This is a genomic window from Vibrio sp. CCUG 15886 (genome assembly GCF_028570825.1).
Taxonomy (GTDB): Bacteria; Pseudomonadota; Gammaproteobacteria; order Enterobacterales; family Vibrionaceae; genus Vibrio; species Vibrio vulnificus_B.
Map to the genome: position 1 here is coordinate 40,235 of NZ_JAQQBT010000002.1, position 18,986 is coordinate 59,220.

The following is an 18,986-nucleotide window of genomic DNA, read 5'->3' on the forward strand; positions in this document are numbered from 1 at the left end:
TTATCCTCTAAGCAATGGTGTGCGCTTCATCAGGGAAGGTGCCTGCTTGTACTTGTTCCATGTACAGCGCCACGGCTTTGCGCATATCTCCTGTTTCTGCCAGGAAATTTTTCGAGAATTTTGGCATGTAATTGGCTGAAATACCAAACATATCGTGCATCACGAGGATTTGGCCATCGGTGACATTTCCAGCGCCAATACCAATCACGGGTACATCCAGCACTTGAGTAATTCGTGCTGCTAGCTCAGCAGGTACACACTCAAGTAGAACGATTTGTGCGCCTGCCGCTTGCAACGCCAGTGCATCTTTGACCATGCGATCGGCTTTTTCCTGATCGCGGCCTTGCACTTTGTAACCACCAAAAATATTAACGGATTGTGGTGTTAAACCGAGGTGGGCACACACTGGAACCGCACGCTCTGTGAGCATTTTTACCGTATCAACCAGCCAATCGCCACCTTCGATTTTGACCATGTTGGCGCCCGCTCGCATTAATTGCGCTGCGTTTTCACAGGCTTGCTCTGGTGTGGCGTAACTCATAAATGGCATATCCGCCATCAATAGACAATTTGGGCTACCCGCACGAACACAGCGTGTGTGGTAAGCAATGTCTTCAACAGTCACTGGAAGCGTGTCATTTTTGCCTTGCAACACCATACCAAGAGAGTCGCCGACCAGTAACACTGGCATTTCTTGGCTCTCAAAAAGTTGCGCAAAACTTGCATCGTATGCTGTTGAAGTCGCAAATTTACGACCTTCCTGCTTCCACTTAATCAGGTCATTAATGGTGATTTTTTTCATGATTTTTCCTTACCAGGATTTGGCTATGAATGCCAAATGCCGAGGCCATTCTTATCCACTATTGTGAGAAGCTGAGATAGCTCGGTCCCATCAGGGAGGGTTAAATTTGGTGCGATTTCAGCGAGCGGGTAGAGCACGAACTCGCGCTCCTTCATTCCGTAGTGAGGAATGGTCAATCGCTCGGAGTCGATCACCTCATCGCCGTAAAGAATAATATCTAAATCGAGGGTTCTTGGGCCCCAACGTTCTTCTTTACGGACACGCCCTTGTTCCAGTTCAATGGCTTGAGTGCAATCGAGCAGTTCCAACGGCGTTAATTCGGTTTCTATGGCAGCGACCGCATTGATGTAGTCTGGCTGATCTTGCGGGCCCATCGGGGAGCTGCTGTAGAGCTGTGAAGCGACAAGTAGGCGCGATTTTGGCAGCGTTTTTAGTGCATTAATGGCGCTCTTGGCTTGGCTAACAGGATCGGCAAGATTACTGCCAATGGCAATATAGGCAGTAATCATGATTTGGCTTTGCTCTTTTTCTTATTAAAAGAACGACGCTTACGGCCGGATTTTGAACTGCCAGCAGGGCCTTCTAGATCGTTCACCATCGCGAGACGCATTTCACGTCCTGCGTTTTGGAAGGTGTTCCACCAGTTAGCGAGTTTGGCTATCTCTCCACCTTCCACTTCACCGCGCATTTCGAGGAAATCGAAACCCGCACGGAATTTGTTGAGTTCCATTAAGCGGAATGCACGTTTACCGTTGCGACGAGGTAGACGCAGTTGCAGTTGCCAAATTTCACGAATGGTCGCGGTGTGGCGGCGCGGAATAGCAATCGAACGCACCTGCTCATCAAGGATCAGGTTGCTCGCTTCCATGACGGCGTCGTAGTGACACAAATTGTGGCTATCCATCAATTTGTCTGCCAGCTCAAGCAGTGGATACCACAGCATAGCCGCAAACATGTAAGCGGGATTAATGCGCTTGCCTTCTTCGACACGAATGTCGGTGGAGTCTAAGACTAGGTCCAACATCCGCTCAGTTTTGGAAGAGTAATCCTCGGTGAAATAAGCTGAGATCGCTGGGAACATTTGTTGGAATAGATTGTATTCACGCATGAGGTGATACGTTTCCAAGCCATGGCCCGATTGCAGTAGCTTAAGCGATTCTTCGTATAAACGCGCGGCAGGGATATCCCTTAACAAGTACGCCATCTCTTCAATCGGTGCGGCCGTGTCTTCTTCGATATCGAAGTCGAGCTTGGCGGCAAATCGAATCGCGCGAAGCATACGTACAGGATCTTCACGATAGCGAGTCTCAGGATCGCCAATTAAGCGTACTAAGCGATCTTCAAGGTCTTCAACACCACCTGCATAATCATGGATCGAGTAATCTGCAATGTTGTAGTACATCGCATTGATGGTGAAGTCACGTCGTTCAGCATCTTCATCAATGGTGCCATACACGTTATCACGCAACAGCATGCCTTCTTTTGACTGCTGGGAGATCTGCGAATTGGCATCTTGGTGGTGTCCACGGAACGTGGCCACTTCAATGATTTCGCGACCAAACATGATATGCGCTAGTCGAAAGCGGCGACCAATCAGGCGGCAGTTACGGAACAACTGCTTTAGCTGTTCAGGTGTCGCGTTGGTTGCAATATCAAAATCTTTTGGGCTTTGTCCCAGCAGTAAATCACGTACGCCACCGCCAACAAGAAAAGCGTCGAAGCCGGCGCCATGAAGTCGGTACAGTACTTTTAGCGCATGGTCGCTAATCTGCTTGCGCGAAATATTGTGCTCTTGACGAGTAATGACATTTAAAGCGAGTTCCGGACAAGTGGTGGAATCGCATGTTGTATATTCGTTTTTATTCATGTGCATCTGGCAACAGTGAATGGTCATCACTTTGCATGGGTTAGTTTTTTACGCCGATTTGGCCTGAATTTGCGCCCTATAATAGCTCACGCCGTGCCATTTGAGAATCGCGCCGTGATTTCTAGCGATTCGGGCAACTGATTTAAGCGCCAATTTTGTACACCCCAACGCAGAATTTCATCCAAATTGGCCTGATGAAGTTCTTTGGGAATGGCAAAACCTAAAAACACCATCGCTTCAAGAATCATAGAGGCTGGATGTGTCAAATCAATGCCAGTAGCATGATTTTGTTTGGAGAGTTTGTTGCCATTTTTATCCATTGCCAGTGGCAAGTGCAAATATCGGACAGGAACTTGACCGAGCATGCGGTACAAGCTGATTTGACGACCGGTTGGTTCGATTAAATCAGCGCCACGCACCACTTCGGTCACACCCTGATCGATATCGTCCAATACCACTGCAAGATTATAGGCAAACAAACCATCACGGCGCTTGATGATGAAATCTTCTTGCGCGAGTTCAAGAGGAATGTGCATCTGCCCATGACGAAGATCGTCAAAATGAGTGATTGGCTGCGTCATTTTGAGACGAATAGCCCCTGCATCCAAATGCAATTCTTGGCAATGGCCGTTGTAATAGCCACCCATTTCTTTGATCTGCTTGCGACTGCACTGGCAGTAATAGGCTTGGCCACTTTGCAGCCATTGATCAATTTGCGCTTGATAGAGGTGATGACGCTGGCTTTGGTAAACCACTTCACCATCCCAAAATAAGTGATAAGTTTCGAGCGTTTTTAAAATCAAATCCGCCGCCCCCGGCATTTCTCGAGGCGGATCGAGATCTTCAATGCGCACTAACCACTGACCATGTTGAGATTTGGCTTGAAAGTAGCTTCCTAAAGCAGCAATCAAGGAGCCAAAATGCAATGGGCCTGATGGGGAAGGGGCAAAACGACCGATGTAGCTCATGGATGTCATCTCAAAACAAAAAGGGAGCATCAGCTCCCTTAATCATGTTAGGCAGGTTATTCTTAACCTTGCATTTGCTTCTCTTTGATCTCTGCAAGCGTTTTACAGTCGATACAAAGATCGGCAGTTGGGCGCGCTTCTAAACGGCGAATGCCGATTTCCACACCACAAGATTCACAGAAACCGAAATCATCATCTTTGATTTTATCCAGCGTCTTCTCAATTTTCTTGATCAGGCGGCGCTCGCGGTCACGGTTACGCAGTTCTAGGCTGAATTCTTCTTCTTGAGAGGCACGGTCAACTGGGTCAGGAAAATTCGCCGCTTCGTCCTGCATATGGTGAACAGTACGGTCAACTTCTTCCCTAAGCTGATTACGCCAAGCTTCTAAAATCTTTCTAAAGTGAGCCACTTGGTCTGGTGACATGTATTCTTCACCAGCTTTTTCCTGATATGGCTCCACACCTGCAATGGCTAGGATGCCTAGCGTTTTTTTCTTCGATTCTGGCATACAGCATCTCCTACTTACACCTAGTCAACTGCTAAGCAGCTAATTTAAGGCGGGTATCTATAGCAGAAAGAGGCGGTGCTGGCAAACTATCAATCGTAAACTTAACGTCAATGTGAAGACCACATCATTTTTCTAGCTATTGTTAAACGCAATAGCAGAATTGAGTTTGATTTCAGTATTGCTGATCTCTGCTTTATAGCAGAGGACTTCAACTCCGGCTTTTTGTGCTTGTTTGAGTAATTGGGAATATTTGGCGTCTATATGGAGCGCCGCAGCAACTTTTTCAATACCTGAATGTAAAACAGCAAATAAAAGTATGGCTCTACTTCCATTTTGTGCCATTTCTGTGAGCTCTCGCAGGTGTTTTTGTCCACGGGTGGTCACTGCATCAGGAAAGAAGCCTTGTCCAGGCTCGGTGTCATCTAGCAAGGTGACACTCTTTACTTCTATATAGCATGCTGGTCGGTCTCTTGCGCTGAGCAAGATATCAATTCGACTATTTTCATGACCATATTTCACTTCAGTTTGAAGTCGCTCATACCCTGAGAGCTCTTTAATCCAGCCTTGCTCAATGGCTTCCACCGCGAGTTGGTTGGCGCGAATGGTATTGACACAGATAAGATGACCCTGCTGCGTTTCTGTAATTTCCCAACTGTGGGGGTATTTTCGTTTGGTGTTGTTGGAAGTGGAATACCACACTTTATCACCAGGGGTTGCGCAACCAGTCATGGCGCCGGTATTGGCACAATGAATCGTGCCTGTATCGCCGCTTTGATAGGTCACATCGGCGAGAAAGCGTTTATAGCGTTTTTGTAATAGGGCGCAATCTAGCGCGGGTTCGAAATGCATTTGCTTATTTAGACGAGCGGGTTTTTATGTACAATGTGGCCGCCATTTAAGCATAAGGACTCAACATTGTCACAATTGCCTATCCACGCCGTGATGCCACAACTGCTTCAAGCGGTCTCGCAACATTCACAAGTCATACTCAAAGCCGCACCTGGCGCGGGTAAATCCACTTATTTCCCTTTGCAGTTGCTGCTGAGTAATGAATTCAGCGGAAAAATCGTGATGCTTGAGCCACGACGCTTGGCGGCACGCAATATCGCTCGCTATTTGGCGCAGCAACTTGGCGAAAAAGTTGGAGAGAGAGTGGGGTATCGCGTTCGTGGCGAAAGCAAGGTTAGCCACGTGACCCAGCTGGAAATCGTTACCGAAGGGATCATGACGCGCATGATCCAAAGCGATCCAGAACTGAATGGGATTGATGTACTGATCTTTGATGAATTTCACGAGCGTAGTTTGCATGCCGATATTGCTTTGGCGCTTGCTCTTGAAGTGCAAGAAGCGCTGCGTGACGATCTGAAATTGGTGGTGATGTCGGCCACACTTGAGCAGCATGCTTTGCAATCTCTCATGCCTCAGGCCTGTTTTATTGAATCTCAAGGTCGCAGTTATTTGGTTGAGCAGCGCTATCAGCCGCTAAAAACGAACGACTTTTTACCCAATGTGATGGCGAAAACCATCGAGCATCTACTGGCAACGGAAACAGGCTCCTTGCTGGCGTTTCTGCCAGGGGTGGCAGCGATCAAACAAGTGGCTGAGCGTTTAGACCATCTCAGTGAGCAAGTGGTGATCTGCCCGTTGTACGGCCAGCTCTCTTTTGCAGAGCAGCAAAAGGCGATTGAGCCTGCCAAAGCTGGTGAGCGAAAGGTGGTGCTGGCGACCAACATTGCTGAAACGTCGTTAACCATCGAAGGGATCCGCTTGGTGGTCGATAGCGGTTTAGAGCGGGTGGCTAAGTTTGATTTGAAAACGGGGATCACCAAATTAGAGCAAGTGCGTATCGCGCAATCGTCAGCCATTCAGCGCGCGGGGCGTGCGGGTCGAGTGGAAGAGGGGATTTGTGTACGTTTGTACTCTGAAAGCCAGTACCAGCAAATGGCGAGTGTGCCCCTTCCAGAGATCATGCAAGCCGATCTTGCTCCGCTGATGATGGAGCTGGCGCAATGGGGGGTAAGTGAACCAGAACAAGTGAAGTTATTGGATATCCCCTCTTCGGCAGCGGTACGTCAGGCCAAACAACTGTTGCAGCAATTGGGATTAATCTCTGGGCACCAATTGACGAGTGAAGGACAGCTGGCGCAGCGGCTTGGTGTTGAGCCGCGTATTGCCGCCATGTTGATCGGTGCTCAGCAACGCGACGAGACGCTTTTCGCTTCAGCCTTGGCAGTGGCGGTGATGTTGGAAGAGCCTGAGCGTAACATCAGCAACGTTTGTCACAGCTTACACCGCTGGCAGCAAAGCAAGCACAGCAAGACGGCGCTACTCACTCAGCGTGCCAATGCACTGGCGAATAAACTCAATGGCACTTTCTCTTTAAAACGGGTGACCGAATCGGCTTGTGCCATTGCCGCTAGCTTGGCATTTCCCGATCGCATTGCTCAAAAACGAGGCCAACAGTTTGGCCGATATTTGATGGCAAATGGACACGGAGCCGAGCTGTGTGAGGATGACCCTTTGGGGGGAGAAGAGTACCTTGTAGTGCTCGATCTGATGCGTGGCCAAAAAAATGCCAGCCAGATCCAATTGACTATCCCGCTAGACCTATCGGCTTTGCAACAAAGCAATCCAAGTTGTCTCGTTAGCCACGAGCACATTGATTGGGATGAAACCAAAGGGCGTTTAGTGGCGGAAAAGCAGCGAAGAATCGGTGAACTGGTGGTGAGCAGAGAAACACTTGCTCAACCCGGAAAAGAAAAAATGACGCAAGCTTTACTCTCCTATGTCCGAAGAAAGGGGCTTGCGGTATTAGACTGGAGCGCAAAGTCCCAATCGCTACTCGAGCGTATTCGTTGTGCCATTGAGTGGTTGCCGGAACAGGCCTGGCCAGAGATGGATGATGCTAGCTTGCTCAGCGAGTTAGAGCAATGGTTGGAGCCGTATATGGCGCACGTCACAACGGTGAAAGACCTGGCTAAAATCAACCTCTGCGAAGCATTGAATGCTCGCCTTGGCTGGCCGTTGAATCAGCAATTGGATGAGTGGTTGCCTAAGTACTACACCTTACCAACTGGTACCCAACAAATGATTCGCTATCAACAAGGTGCTAACCCCGTACTTTCGGCACGCATGCAAGAGATGTTCGGTGAGCAAAGTTCGCCAACGGTGGCGCAAGGACGAGTAAAGCTCACCTTAGAGCTGCTTTCTCCTGCGCGTCGTCCTTTGCAAGTGACTCAAGACCTGGCCGGTTTTTGGGCTGGCGCTTACAAAGAAGTGCAAAAAGAGATGAAAGGTCGTTACCCTAAGCATGTTTGGCCTGACGATCCTGCCACTCACCAAGCAACCAATAAAACCAAAAGACAGTTACACTCATGACCCAAGAAAAAAAGTCGAACGACAGTAAGAAAACGACCACAAGAAAGCGCACCGCAAATCGTACTCCGAGAAAAACGACCAAAAAACGCAGCGCAGTGAAAACAGCAAAACGTCAATGGTTGAAGACGCTTTGGTCTTTGAGTTGGAAAGCGGGGCTCGCGCTGGTGGCAGTGCTGATTTTTGTCGGTATTTATCTCGATAGCGTGGTCAAACAACGTTTTGAAGGTCAGCTATTTCAACTACCGACGGTGGTGTATGCGCGTATTCAAACCTTGTATGCGGGAGAAAATGTTTCTCGCCCGGAGCTGCAAAAAGAGCTCGATATCCTCAACTATCGTAAGGTGAGCCAGCCGAGATATCCCGGTGAGTATTCCTCTTCGTCGAGTAAGATTGAGCTTATTCGTCGCCCTTTTGAATTTGTCGATGGGCCAGAGGCTGATCGCCATGTGATGTTGCATTTTGACGCCTCAAGCTTAACTCGAATTCAATCGTTGGAATCCAAAGGGGATCTCGGTTATTTGCGCCTTGAGCCGAAGATGCTGGGCATGCTGGAAAAAGATACTGACGAGCAGCGCTTGTTTTTACGCCGTGAGCAATTTCCCGAGATCATGGTTGATGCTCTGTTAGTCACGGAAGATCGCGATTTCTATCAACATGATGGGGTATCGCCATTAGCGATTGCACGCGCGATGTTTGTTAATCTCAAAGCAGGCAGAACCGTGCAAGGGGGCAGCACCTTAACTCAGCAGTTGGCAAAAAACTTATTCCTTACCCAAGACCGCACCTTGTGGCGAAAAGTCAGAGAAGCGTATATCGCGCTGATCTTGGACTATCGCTACAGCAAAGATCGCATTCTTGAAGCCTACCTTAACGAAGTTTATTTGGGGCAGAGCGGCAAGCAAGCAATCCATGGTTTTGGTTTGGCTTCTCGTTATTACTTTGGTCAACCGATCCAAGAGTTGCGTATTGATCAGTTGGCGATGCTGGTGGGGATGGTGAAAGGCCCGTCTTACTACAATCCAGTGCGCTTTCCTGAGCGCACCAAAGAGCGTCGTGACTTGGTGCTGCGTTTGATGATGCAGCAAAACATGCTCACCGCATCGGAGTACGATCAAGCCGCCAGTCGCCCGCTTGATATTCAAGATATTCCACGCATTGCCAGCCGTCAGCCCGCTTATTTTCAGCAATTGTCGATGGAGTTAAGGGAGAAAGTGGGTGAGGCTTTCCAAGGCGAAACGGGATTGCGCGTGTTTACTTCGCTTGACCCTATTTCACAAGACAAATTGGAAAAAGCGATCAGCAAAAAAGTCCCTGAGTTGGGGAAAGTGGCAGGGAATGAGCTCGAAGCGGCGGCCGTTGCCGTGGATCGCACCAGTGGTGAAATTCGTGCCATGGTGGGTGGTAAACGCACGGGATACGATGGTTTTAACCGGGCGATCAACGCCAGCCGTCCGATAGGTTCTTTGGTGAAGCCTGCCGTGTATTTGACGGCGTTAGAACAGCCTGAAAAATACACCTTAGCCACCACGTTGCAAGATACGCCATTAAGTTTGAAAGGCAGTAAAGGCTCGGTATGGGAGCCTCGCAATTTTGATCGACAGTTCCGCGGCGATGTGCCTCTTTATCAGGCGCTGGCGAAATCACTCAATGTGCCCACGGTTCGCCTTGGCATGCAATTGGGGATTGATCAGGTATCCGATACGTTGGCGAGATTAGGGGTAAATCGCAACGAAATTCGCCCAGTCCCTTCGATGTTCCTTGGTGCGTTCTCACTCACACCGTTGGAAGTGGCGCAGATGTACCAAACCTTGACCAATTCAGGACGAAAAGCGCCACTCACTGCACTTCGTTCGGTGGTGGATTTGGAAGGACACGTTCTGTATCAGTCGTTGCCCAAATCCTCTCCTGCCGTGAATGAACAGGCAGCATGGCTAACCACGTATGCGATGAAACAAGGGGTAGCACAAGGCACAGGCCGTTATCTGCAAAACCAATTTGCGTGGGCTGCGCTCGCGGGCAAAACCGGCACCAGTAATGATAGCCGAGACAGTTGGTTTGTCGGGGTGGACGGCCGAGAAGTCACCACTATTTGGCTAGGCCGAGATGATAACCAGCCGACCAAGCTGACAGGCGCAAGTGGCGCGTTGCGAGTGTACGCTGAATACCTAAAACAGCGGACGCCAGAGAAGCTGATTTTGCCTTGGCCAAAAGAGATCACCACCTTGGGATATCAGCAAAAAAGCGACGGCGAACTCTCGCTCGACTGCTCTAGTCAATTCACTCTGCCAGTGTGGGATAAACAAGGTGAATTAAAAGCACAGTGTGAAAAATCCTCTAACTGGTTGAATAAATTGCTCAGTTGGTAATTGTCCCCGTACCCAATTCGGTGTAAAACTGTTCAGGTTTCGTAAAACAATAAAGGAGAGCAATACCGTGTTAAAGGTCGACAAAGGATGGACAAATGGTTTGGCACTTTGGTCAACCTTGGCGTTTTTGGTATTGCTAACCCCTTTCTACAGTATAAAAAAAGCCGCTGCGCAAGAGGCCGCTGTAGCAAAAGACGATGACAGGCCGAAAGTGGCGGTGGTTTTAGCGGGCGGTGGCGCTAAAGGCGCGGCGCACATTGGTGTGTTGAAAGCGCTGGAAGAGATGCAGATTCCGGTGGATTACATCACCGGCACCAGCATGGGCGCGTATGTTGGCGGCTTATACGCTACCGGTATGAGTGCAGATGAAATTGAAAGCTTTATCTACAGCATCGATTGGAACAGTGGTTATCGTGATCGTGTTGACCGTAGCCAGCGTCGTGTGCGAGATAAAGAGGCGGAAGACCGCTATCAGCTAAGAACCGACATCGGCTTGCGTTTTGGTGAAGTACACGCGCCACGTGGTTTTGTGCAAGGACAAAACATGTTGCGCATTTTGCGTGAAACCACCGGTAACCTGAACGAATTTGACTCGTTTGATGATCTGGCGATCCCATATCGTTCTGTTGCGACGGACATCGTCGAGTTACAAGAAGTGGTGATTGATAAAGGACAACTAGTTGATGCCATGATGGCCAGTATGTCCGTGCCTGGTGCGTTGCCCCCTTACGAGCTCAATGGGCGCATGTTGGTCGATGGCGGCGTTGTCAACAACATGCCGGTGGATATTGCCAGAGCCATGGGGGCAGACATCGTTATTGCCGTCGACATCAGTACCGATTACAAGCAGAAAGAAGACTTTACCAGCATGCTGGTGGTCGCAGATCAGCTGTCCAATTATCTTGTGCGTCGCAGTACCCAACAACAAGCGGAAAGCTTAGGTGGGCAGGATGTGTACCTGAGACCTGATGTTGGTCAAATGGAAACCACCGAGTTTGCCAAGATGCCAGATGCGTATCAGGCCGGGTACAAAGCAACCTATCAGATGAAAGAGAAGCTGCAGGCATTGCGACTCAATGGTAGCCAATATCAGCACTATATTGATGGTAAGCAGCAAGCACGAAAAAGGCTCAACTACGGCGACCAGACTCGCGTCGATCAAATCGTGGTGATCAACAATACCCACTACAGTGATGGTCTACTGACTCGTCGTCTTGATCTTGAAACTGGCCGAGTATTGAAAACAGGTGAAATTGAAGCAGCGATTGAAAACCTCTATGCCTTGGATCGCTTCGAATTGATCTCTTATCACTATGAGGAAGTGGACGGGATCAACCAACTCGTGGTGGTGGTGGATGAAAAATCATGGGGGCCAAATTACGTTAACTTTCGCTTTTTCCTTGAAGATGATTTCACCACAGACAGCCAATATGGTGTTGGCCTCTCGACCAACTTCACCGATCTGAATTCCCAAGGTGGTGAGTTGACCATTAATTTGGAAATGGGCACTGATAAATTAGCCGAGGCGGAGTTTTATTCACCTATACTCTTCGGGCAAGAGCTATTTGCCACGGCAAAAACCACCTACAGCAGCGATAAACGCAGTATTCCGTTTTCCGACTTTGACGAGCCGCCACTAGAAAGTGCCTACGATTATTTCCCGATAACCTACTCACAGTTTATTGGCGAGTTAGCGCTGGGATATCAACCAACCCTATGGCAAGAGCTGAAATTGGGTGCTCGCTACGCTAAAGGGGATATTGAGCTCTCAACCATTCAATCAGCGGGATCGAGTAACTTCGAGCGCCTTGGTGCATTCGTACAATATCGTTTAGATACCTTAGACAATTATGCTCTTCCCACGCGTGGCGCATACTTGGATATCGAATATTTGGTCTCCCATGATGAAAGCCCCGAGATATTTGAAAGTGACTTTACCGGCCAATCACAAAGTGACACGGTGCACGAGTTATCGGTGGCAGGACGCTTTGCGACCACGTATAAACGTCATACTTTGGTCGGATCGGCAGACTACGAAATTGTACAGAGCAAAAATAACTACATTCCACTGGATCCCAAATCGATCGGTGGTTTCTTAAATTTATCTGGTATTCCCCGTAATAGCTTGATCGGACAAAACAAATTCTTTACGAGCTTGGTTTATCGCTACCGTTGGTTTGATAATGACTTTGGCATGTTCGAAGCGCCCGTTTATCTTGGGGCTTCTCTGGAACACGGTGGTGTTTGGTCGGATACCACGCTGACCCTAAGCCAGGCGCCACTCTATAATGCCGCGAGTGTGTTTGCAGGCATTGACTCGCCGATAGGCCCAATTATTTTTGGTTATGGCCGTACGGAAAGTGACCTAGATGCATTCTATTTGATCATTGGTACATCGTTCCGCTAGTGATGAAAAGTTGAACAAAAAAGACGAATAAATAGCTAAATTTAATGGGACTTTAGTCTTAAGTTGCTATGTTGGTCAAAGTGATGAGATTTTAATTTATCGTTAAATTTGCTATTCTGTCGCCCACAGTTTGGCCTCTGCGGCGCTGTTTCTCAATCATAATTGAATGAAAACATGGGCAATAGGGAGCCAAGTTTCCAAGGATGTTCACTCCTTTACTTTGAATCATAGTAATAACAAAAGGAGGAACCGCAATGAGAGGAAAAAGTCGTGCTTGAAGCCTACCGTAAACACGTCGAAGAGCGTGCAGCAGAGGGAGTTGTTCCAAAACCTCTAGATGCAGAACAAGTTGCTGGACTTGTTGAACTTCTGAAAAATCCCCCACAAGGTGAAGAAGAGTTTCTTCTAGACCTACTTGAAAACCGCATTCCCCCAGGTGTTGATGAAGCTGCGTATGTTAAAGCGGGTTTCCTTGCTGCCGTGATTCGTGGTGAAGCAAGCTCTCCGCTTGTCAGCCGTGAGCATGCGGCAAAACTGCTTGGCACCATGCAAGGTGGTTACAACATCGAACCATTGGTTGCCTTGCTTGATGATGAAGCGCTGGCGCCAATCGCCGTTGAAGCGCTGTCTCACACGTTGCTGATGTTTGACGTTTTCTATGACGTTGAAGAAAAAGCGAAAGCCGGTAATCAATATGCGCAACAAGTGCTTCAGTCATGGGCTGATGCAGAATGGTTCTTATCAAAACCTGAGCTTGCCGAAAAAATTACTTTAACCGTATTTAAAGTCACGGGTGAAACCAACACAGATGATCTGTCTCCAGCTCCGGATGCTTGGTCTCGCCCTGATATTCCTGTTCACGCTTTAGCAATGCTAAAAAATGAGCGTGAAGGCATTGTGCCAGATCAGCCTGGCAGCATTGGCCCGATCAAACAGATTGAAGCGCTAAAAGAACAAGGTCACCAACTTGTTTATGTTGGTGATGTTGTGGGTACAGGCTCATCGCGTAAATCAGCAACGAACTCAGTGCTTTGGTTTATGGGTGATGACATTCCTTACGTACCAAACAAACGTGCTGGTGGTTATGTCTTGGGTGGTAAAATTGCACCTATCTTCTTTAACACCATGGAAGATGCGGGTGCGCTACCTATCGAAGTTGACGTGTCCAAGCTCAATATGGGCGATGTGATTGATGTCTACCCATACCAAGGTAAAGTGGCCAACCATGCTACCGGTGACGTTCTCGCCGAATTCTCACTAAAAACCGATGTGTTAATTGATGAAGTTCGTGCAGGTGGCCGTATTCCACTGATCATCGGTCGTGGTTTGACAGAGAAAGCACGTCAATCACTAGGCTTAGCGCCATCTGATGTATTCCGTAAGCCAGCGGATGTTGCAGATTCGGGCAAAGGTTACACGCTTGCTCAGAAGATGGTGGGTAAAGCATGTGGCGTAACGGGCATTCGCCCAGGAACCTACTGTGAACCTAAAATGACCACGGTTGGTTCACAAGACACCACTGGCCCAATGACGCGTGATGAGCTAAAAGACCTTGCTTGTCTTGGCTTCTCTGCCGATCTTGTGATGCAGTCTTTCTGTCACACCTCAGCGTATCCAAAACCTGTAGACGTGAACACGCACCATACTCTGCCTGATTTCATCATGAATCGCGGCGGTGTGTCACTGCGCCCAGGCGATGGTGTTATCCACTCATGGCTAAACCGCATGCTGCTGCCTGATACTGTAGGTACGGGTGGTGACTCACATACTCGTTTCCCACTGGGTATTTCATTCCCTGCAGGCTCTGGTCTTGTTGCGTTTGCGGCCGCGACCGGTGTCATGCCACTGGATATGCCAGAGTCAATCTTGGTGCGCTTTAAAGGCGAAATGCAGCCAGGTATTACGCTACGTGATCTGGTACATGCCATTCCTTACCACGGCATCAAGCAAGGTCTACTGACCGTTGAGAAAGCCGGCAAGATCAACGAATTCTCTGGTCGTATTCTGGAAATCGAAGGGGTGGAGCACCTCACGGTTGAGCAGGCATTTGAACTGTCTGATGCGTCAGCTGAGCGCTCTGCGGCAGGCTGTACGGTGAAACTGTCTCAAGCATCGATCGAAGAGTACCTCAACTCGAACATCGTGATGCTGAAGTGGATGATTTCAGAAGGTTACGGTGATCGTCGTACGATCGAGCGTCGTATCGTTGCGATGCAAGAGTGGTTAGCAAGCCCAGAATTGATGTCGGCAGACAGTGACGCAGAATACGCACACGTGATTGAAATTGATCTCGCGGAAATCAAAGAGCCGATCCTTTGTGCGCCGAACGATCCAGACGATGCTCGTTTGCTCTCAGATGTTCAAGGCACGCAAATCGACGAAGTGTTCATTGGTTCGTGTATGACCAACATTGGTCACTTCCGTGCAGCGGGTAAGTTGCTAGAGAAGTTCAAAGGCCAGCTTGATACGCGTCTGTGGATTGCACCACCAACTAAGATGGACCGTGACCAACTAACTGAAGAAGGTTACTACGGTATTTACGGTCGCGCTGGGGTTCGTATTGAAACTCCGGGATGTTCGCTGTGTATGGGTAACCAAGCGCGTGTTGCAGACAAAACCACGGTGATGTCGACCTCAACACGTAACTTCCCGAACCGTTTAGGTACGGGTGCGAACGTCTATCTGTCATCAGCTGAATTGGCGGCAGTCGGTGCGATTCTTGGCCGAATCCCAACGGTAGAAGAGTACATGGAATACGCGAAACAGTTGGATGCAACGGCGGCGGATACCTACCGTTACCTCAACTTCCACCTGATGGGGCAGTACACCAAAAAAGCCGATACAGTGATTTTCCAACAGCCGGCTTAATAACATCTTCGATAATAAAAAACCGCTGAATTTTCAGCGGTTTTTTTACGTTAAGTAAAGTTTAACGGCGAGTCATACAAAAAGCAGCGGCAACGTTTCTTGCCGTTAGTTCTACGTTCTCTGCCGCTTCAGCCAACGCGGTTGGCAGATCAACGGAACGATTGACCACGGCAAAGACGGCATCGAGGCCATGCTCATGGACCACTCCGCAATCGGCCGACAGACAACCCGCGATGCCAATCACCGGCAAGCTGTGCTTTTTCGCTGTGCGCGCGACACCGATCGGGGTTTTGCCATGAATGGTTTGGCTGTCGATACGACCTTCACCTGTGATCACCAGATCCGCATCAGCGACGATTTCGTCTAAGCGAACTGCGTCCATGACAATCTCAATACCAGGGCGAAGCTCGGCGTTAAGCAAGCCTAGCAGCGCCGCACCCATACCACCGGCTGCGCCTGCACCTGCCATATCACGAACATCCACGCCAAGTTGCTGTTTAATGATCGAGGCATAGTGTGCCAAGTTTTCGTCCAAGATCGTAACCATCTCGGATGTTGCCCCTTTTTGTGGCCCAAAGACAGCGGAAGCGCCTTTTGTACCACATAGTGGGTTATCAACATCACACGCCACTTCAAGACGAACTTGAGCCAAACGAGGATCGAGTTGAGAGCAGTCAATCGTTGCCAATTTCGCTAGCTCACCGCCACCATAACCAAGCGCGTTCCCTTGTGCATCAAGCAGTTTGATGCCGAGAGCCTGCGCCATACCAATGCCACCATCGTTGGTCGCACTGCCACCGATGCCAACAATAATGTGTTCCACACCATGGTCGAGGGCGGCTTTGATCAACTCGCCCGTACCAAACGTTGTGGTGATGAGTGGGTTGCGCTGATCTGGTGTCACAAGGTGTAAGCCAGAAGCGGCCGCCATCTCGATGACTGCGGTTTTGCCTTCGCCGAGCAAACCAAAAAAGCCATCGACACGCTGGCCAAGTGGGCCCGTAACGGTATGTTCGATGATGGTGCCACCAGTGGCGTCAACCATCGATTGCACCGTTCCTTCTCCACCATCTGCCATAGGGAGCTTCACGTAGTGTGCATCGGGTAAGACTTGCTTAAATCCTTTTTCAATCGCGATTGCCACATCCATGGCAGTAAGGCTTTCTTTATAGGAATCTGGAGCAATTATAATTTTCATGTTTACCTCAATGCTTATACAAACAGACCAAATACGCCGAACATCATGACAGAGACAAAAGCGATCATTAAGCCAACCGCAGACTCATAAGGAATCAGTTTTAAACGCTCACGAATGTCCATATGAACAGCGCCGCCCGTTGCGTGGAAGAAGCTACCATGTGGCATATGGTCAAGAACAGTGGCACCAGAATGAATCATGGCTGCCCCCGCTAATGCTGGGACTCCCAGTTCAAGAATGGTGTGACTAAATACGTTAGATGCAACGGCGGTTCCTGCTGTGGTGGATGCTGTTGCAAGTGACATCATTGCACCGGAAATCGGGGCAAGGAGATAGGACGGTAAACCCGAAGCGGTGAGAATATCGATCAAGCCATTTTTAAGCCCTGAGTTCGCGATAATACCTGCGAGAGTACCTGTGCCAAGCAGCATGACGGCAACCGGTGCCATGCGCGAGAGGCCAGAGACTGCAAAGTGGTTGGTATCGGCGAATCGACCCATCACCACGGCACCGAGCAAACCGCCTAAAGGCAAGGCGATGAGCGGATCAACGTTGATGCCGGCAATTGGGCGCAAAGCCAATAGTGCAATTGCCACCAATGGCGCGACAATGGCAGCGCCAAATTTTGGCAGTTTGCTGTGATCCACTGCAATGACTTCGCTGGCTGCGACTTTAGAACCCTTATTGACCAGACGTTTCGCAATGAAATACGCCAGTACCAAACCACAAAGACCAGGAATCACACCAGCTGCCATCACTGAGGTTAATGGCACATTAAAGGCATCAGCGGCGGCGATTGCATTGGGATTTGGTGACATTACGTTACCGGCTTTACCGCCACCGACCATGGCAAGCAAAATCGCGGTTTTAGAGATATCAGCACGGCGAGCAATCGCCAACGCAATCGGAGAAACCGTAATGACGGCAACATCAACAAAAACGCCAACGGCAGTTAGAATCATGGTCGCCAATGCCAGGGCGAGAAGCGCGCGTGTTTCCCCCACTTTTTTGACGATAGTCTCTGCGATCGATGTTGCTGCGCCAGATTCAATCAAAACGCCAGCCAAAACACCGGCGGCAAGAATACGTAAAACCGCGGTCACAATACCTTGTGCGCCGCCGATCATTAGAGAAACGGTGTCGGTCAGTGAAACACCACCAATCACACCGCCGATAAGAGCGCCAATGATCATGCCGTACGCGGGTGGGACTTTTTTCAGTATGAGCGCAATGGCAACCACTAAGGCAGCTAAGGCTCCGAGGGTAGAGACTTCAATCATGTTCCATTTCCATATTATTGATAAGAGTATTTTTTGCTCGAATATAGAGATGGAATCTGATCGGGTCTTTAGTCGTTACAACAAATTTCACCCAGCTGACTGCTTTATTTTTTGTACATCTGCACAATTTCTTTGTTTTGAGGAGAACAACTCTAGCGCGATATAGAGTTGGAAGGTGTTATTTAAGTTGTTGAAATTTAGTGAGGTTATATCTTCAATCCTTTCAATTCGATAGCGGAGGGTATTACGATGGATATGAAGCACTTGGCAAGTTCGACATGCATCACAGTTCTGAGCAAAATATGCGGTGAGGGTTTTGAGTAGCACGCCTTTGCTGTCTTTTTTTTGCAGTTTCAGTAATGGATCCTGCAATTGTTCGGCTTTCCAAGGTTGTGAAAGGAGATCGCTCATCAACACAGGTAGCTTATGATCTTGGTAGAAGAAAACCGTGCCAGATTGCTCAGCCATCAATTGCATGGTGAGTTTGGCGGTTTCAAAAGATTGGGCTAATCCTGCCAATCCCTCAAAGTAGTCTCCGAGCGCAATTTTGATGGAAAAGTTTCCTTCTTTATTTACCCGTTTCAGTAATTGGTTGATGCGTTTAGTTTCCACTTCTTTGGACCAACCGTGGTCTGTGAGACTTATTGGTTTTAACACCACCACTTCGTTATTGGAAACGGATAAAATGCCTACAAGGTTATCACGCTCAGGATACTCAAGTAGGTGAACGATCTGCTGTAAGTGCTCTAACGAGAGCGAGGTTTGTTTGTCGGGAAAGACCTTTACCACAGCAGCAATTCTTGGCTCACTCAAATTTAAGCCAAGTCGCTCAGCGATGGAATTCAACTGGTTGTCATTCAGCGTCGCGCCAGAGATAAGCTGCAGAACCAGCTCTTCCCTGTGTCGCTTATTCCATTGCACTTGAGACATGAGGGCTGCTTGCTCAACGATGAGCTCTGCGGTCATCTTAACCAGTTCACCATAATGCTTCACTTCGTCTGGTGCGCCGGATACGCCAATGACGCCAATGACTTGTTCTAGAAAAAGGATCGGTAAGTTGATCCCAGGCTTAACCCCTTTAAGATGGCTAGCGGTGGCTTTATCGATCTCAACCACTCGACACTCCGTAATTGCGAGCACGGCACCTTCATGTTTTTGTTGCAGTCGCGATGCATCCCCCGAACCAATAATCCTTCCTTGATCGTCCATCACATTGACGGAATAGGGGATGATCTTCATGGTGCGTTCGACAATTTGCCGTGCAATAGTTTCGTTCAGTTTCATGCTTGAGAGTGGAGTCCAAGTGAGAATTTGTCGATAATAGTACCTGATCTCGTTATCAA

Annotated in this window: 13 protein-coding genes; 4 read left to right on the top strand and 9 right to left on the bottom strand. The window is 48.8% G+C overall.

The window, feature by feature from the left end:
• Positions 1–7 precede the first annotated feature (7 nt).
• The 6 genes from panB to sfsA form a co-directional block, all read right to left on the bottom strand.
• Positions 8–802: a 3-methyl-2-oxobutanoate hydroxymethyltransferase gene (panB, locus tag PQQ36_RS06990; protein WP_011079565.1), complete on the bottom strand. Its 795-nt coding sequence runs from the start codon at positions 800–802 to the stop codon at positions 8–10.
• Positions 803–825: 23 nt separating this feature from the next.
• Positions 826–1,311 carry a 2-amino-4-hydroxy-6-hydroxymethyldihydropteridine diphosphokinase gene (folK, locus tag PQQ36_RS06995; protein ID WP_011151118.1) on the bottom strand — a complete coding sequence of 162 codons (486 nt, stop codon included), beginning with the start codon at positions 1,309–1,311 and terminating at the stop codon, positions 826–828.
• Positions 1,308–2,675 carry a polynucleotide adenylyltransferase PcnB gene (gene pcnB / locus PQQ36_RS07000; RefSeq protein ID WP_173652395.1) on the bottom strand — a complete coding sequence of 456 codons (1,368 nt, stop codon included), beginning with the start codon at positions 2,673–2,675 and terminating at the stop codon, positions 1,308–1,310. Before pcnB ends, folK begins: the two co-directional genes overlap by 4 nt.
• Before the next feature lie 80 nt (positions 2,676–2,755).
• Entirely contained in the window at positions 2,756–3,637 is an 882-nt protein-coding gene (gene gluQRS, locus PQQ36_RS07005; RefSeq protein WP_165387104.1) for a tRNA glutamyl-Q(34) synthetase GluQRS, read from the bottom strand.
• A gap of 62 nt (positions 3,638–3,699) precedes the next feature.
• Positions 3,700–4,146 (bottom strand): RNA polymerase-binding protein DksA, encoded by a 447-nt coding sequence (gene dksA, locus PQQ36_RS07010; protein ID WP_011079569.1) that lies wholly within the window; start codon positions 4,144–4,146, stop codon positions 3,700–3,702.
• A gap of 132 nt (positions 4,147–4,278) precedes the next feature.
• Positions 4,279–4,995: a DNA/RNA nuclease SfsA gene (sfsA, locus tag PQQ36_RS07015; RefSeq protein WP_072611317.1), complete on the bottom strand. Its 717-nt coding sequence runs from the start codon at positions 4,993–4,995 to the stop codon at positions 4,279–4,281.
• A 66-nt stretch (positions 4,996–5,061) separates the two neighbouring features.
• Here sfsA and hrpB point away from each other — a divergent pair, with 66 nt between their 5' ends.
• From hrpB to acnB, 4 genes are all read left to right on the top strand, one after another.
• Complete coding sequence (gene hrpB, locus PQQ36_RS07020) at positions 5,062–7,524, top strand: ATP-dependent helicase HrpB (protein ID WP_263226657.1); 2,463 nt, start codon at positions 5,062–5,064, stop codon at positions 7,522–7,524.
• Positions 7,521–9,890, top strand: coding sequence for a penicillin-binding protein 1B (mrcB, locus tag PQQ36_RS07025; protein WP_263226658.1), 2,370 nt, complete (start codon positions 7,521–7,523; stop codon positions 9,888–9,890). The genes hrpB and mrcB overlap by 4 nt, the downstream gene beginning before the upstream one ends.
• Before the next feature lie 67 nt (positions 9,891–9,957).
• Positions 9,958–12,297, top strand: a complete 2,340-nt coding sequence (locus PQQ36_RS07030) for a patatin-like phospholipase family protein (protein WP_103200846.1) — start codon at positions 9,958–9,960, stop codon at positions 12,295–12,297.
• 270 nt (positions 12,298–12,567) lie between these two features.
• Positions 12,568–15,165, top strand: a complete 2,598-nt coding sequence (acnB, locus tag PQQ36_RS07035; RefSeq protein ID WP_273660611.1) for a bifunctional aconitate hydratase 2/2-methylisocitrate dehydratase — start codon at positions 12,568–12,570, stop codon at positions 15,163–15,165.
• Between the two features lie 61 nt (positions 15,166–15,226).
• On the opposite strand, the gene PQQ36_RS07040 is transcribed toward acnB, so the two are convergent.
• From PQQ36_RS07040 to PQQ36_RS07050, 3 genes are all read right to left on the bottom strand, one after another.
• A complete protein-coding gene (locus tag PQQ36_RS07040) occupies positions 15,227–16,363 on the bottom strand; it encodes a glycerate kinase (protein WP_273660612.1) in 1,137 nt (378 codons plus the stop codon).
• A gap of 14 nt (positions 16,364–16,377) precedes the next feature.
• A complete protein-coding gene (locus PQQ36_RS07045; protein ID WP_011079576.1) occupies positions 16,378–17,643 on the bottom strand; it encodes a GntP family permease in 1,266 nt (421 codons plus the stop codon).
• 87 nt (positions 17,644–17,730) lie between these two features.
• The gene (locus PQQ36_RS07050; RefSeq protein ID WP_273660613.1) at positions 17,731–18,927 is read right to left on the bottom strand and encodes a sugar diacid recognition domain-containing protein; all 1,197 of its coding nucleotides are present in this window, start codon (positions 18,925–18,927) and stop codon (positions 17,731–17,733) included.
• Between the last annotated feature and the right edge of the window lie 59 nt (positions 18,928–18,986).

Bases quoted from the DNA above. Each gene is read 5' to 3' on its own strand.
- PQQ36_RS07040 (WP_273660612.1), bottom strand. From the start codon at position 16,363: ATGAAAATTATAATTGCTCCAGATTCCTATAAAGAAAGCCTTACTGCC.
- panB (WP_011079565.1), bottom strand. From the start codon at position 802: ATGAAAAAAATCACCATTAATGACCTGATTAAGTGGAAGCAGGAAGGT.
- gluQRS (WP_165387104.1), bottom strand. From the start codon at position 3,637: ATGAGCTACATCGGTCGTTTTGCCCCTTCCCCATCAGGCCCATTGCAT.
- mrcB (WP_263226658.1), top strand. From the start codon at position 7,521: ATGACCCAAGAAAAAAAGTCGAACGACAGTAAGAAAACGACCACAAGA.
- folK (WP_011151118.1), bottom strand. From the start codon at position 1,311: ATGATTACTGCCTATATTGCCATTGGCAGTAATCTTGCCGATCCTGTT.
- dksA (WP_011079569.1), bottom strand. From the start codon at position 4,146: ATGCCAGAATCGAAGAAAAAAACGCTAGGCATCCTAGCCATTGCAGGT.
- sfsA (WP_072611317.1), bottom strand. From the start codon at position 4,995: ATGCATTTCGAACCCGCGCTAGATTGCGCCCTATTACAAAAACGCTAT.
- PQQ36_RS07050 (WP_273660613.1), bottom strand. From the start codon at position 18,927: ATGAAACTGAACGAAACTATTGCACGGCAAATTGTCGAACGCACCATG.
- pcnB (WP_173652395.1), bottom strand. From the start codon at position 2,675: ATGCACATGAATAAAAACGAATATACAACATGCGATTCCACCACTTGT.
- PQQ36_RS07045 (WP_011079576.1), bottom strand. From the start codon at position 17,643: ATGATTGAAGTCTCTACCCTCGGAGCCTTAGCTGCCTTAGTGGTTGCC.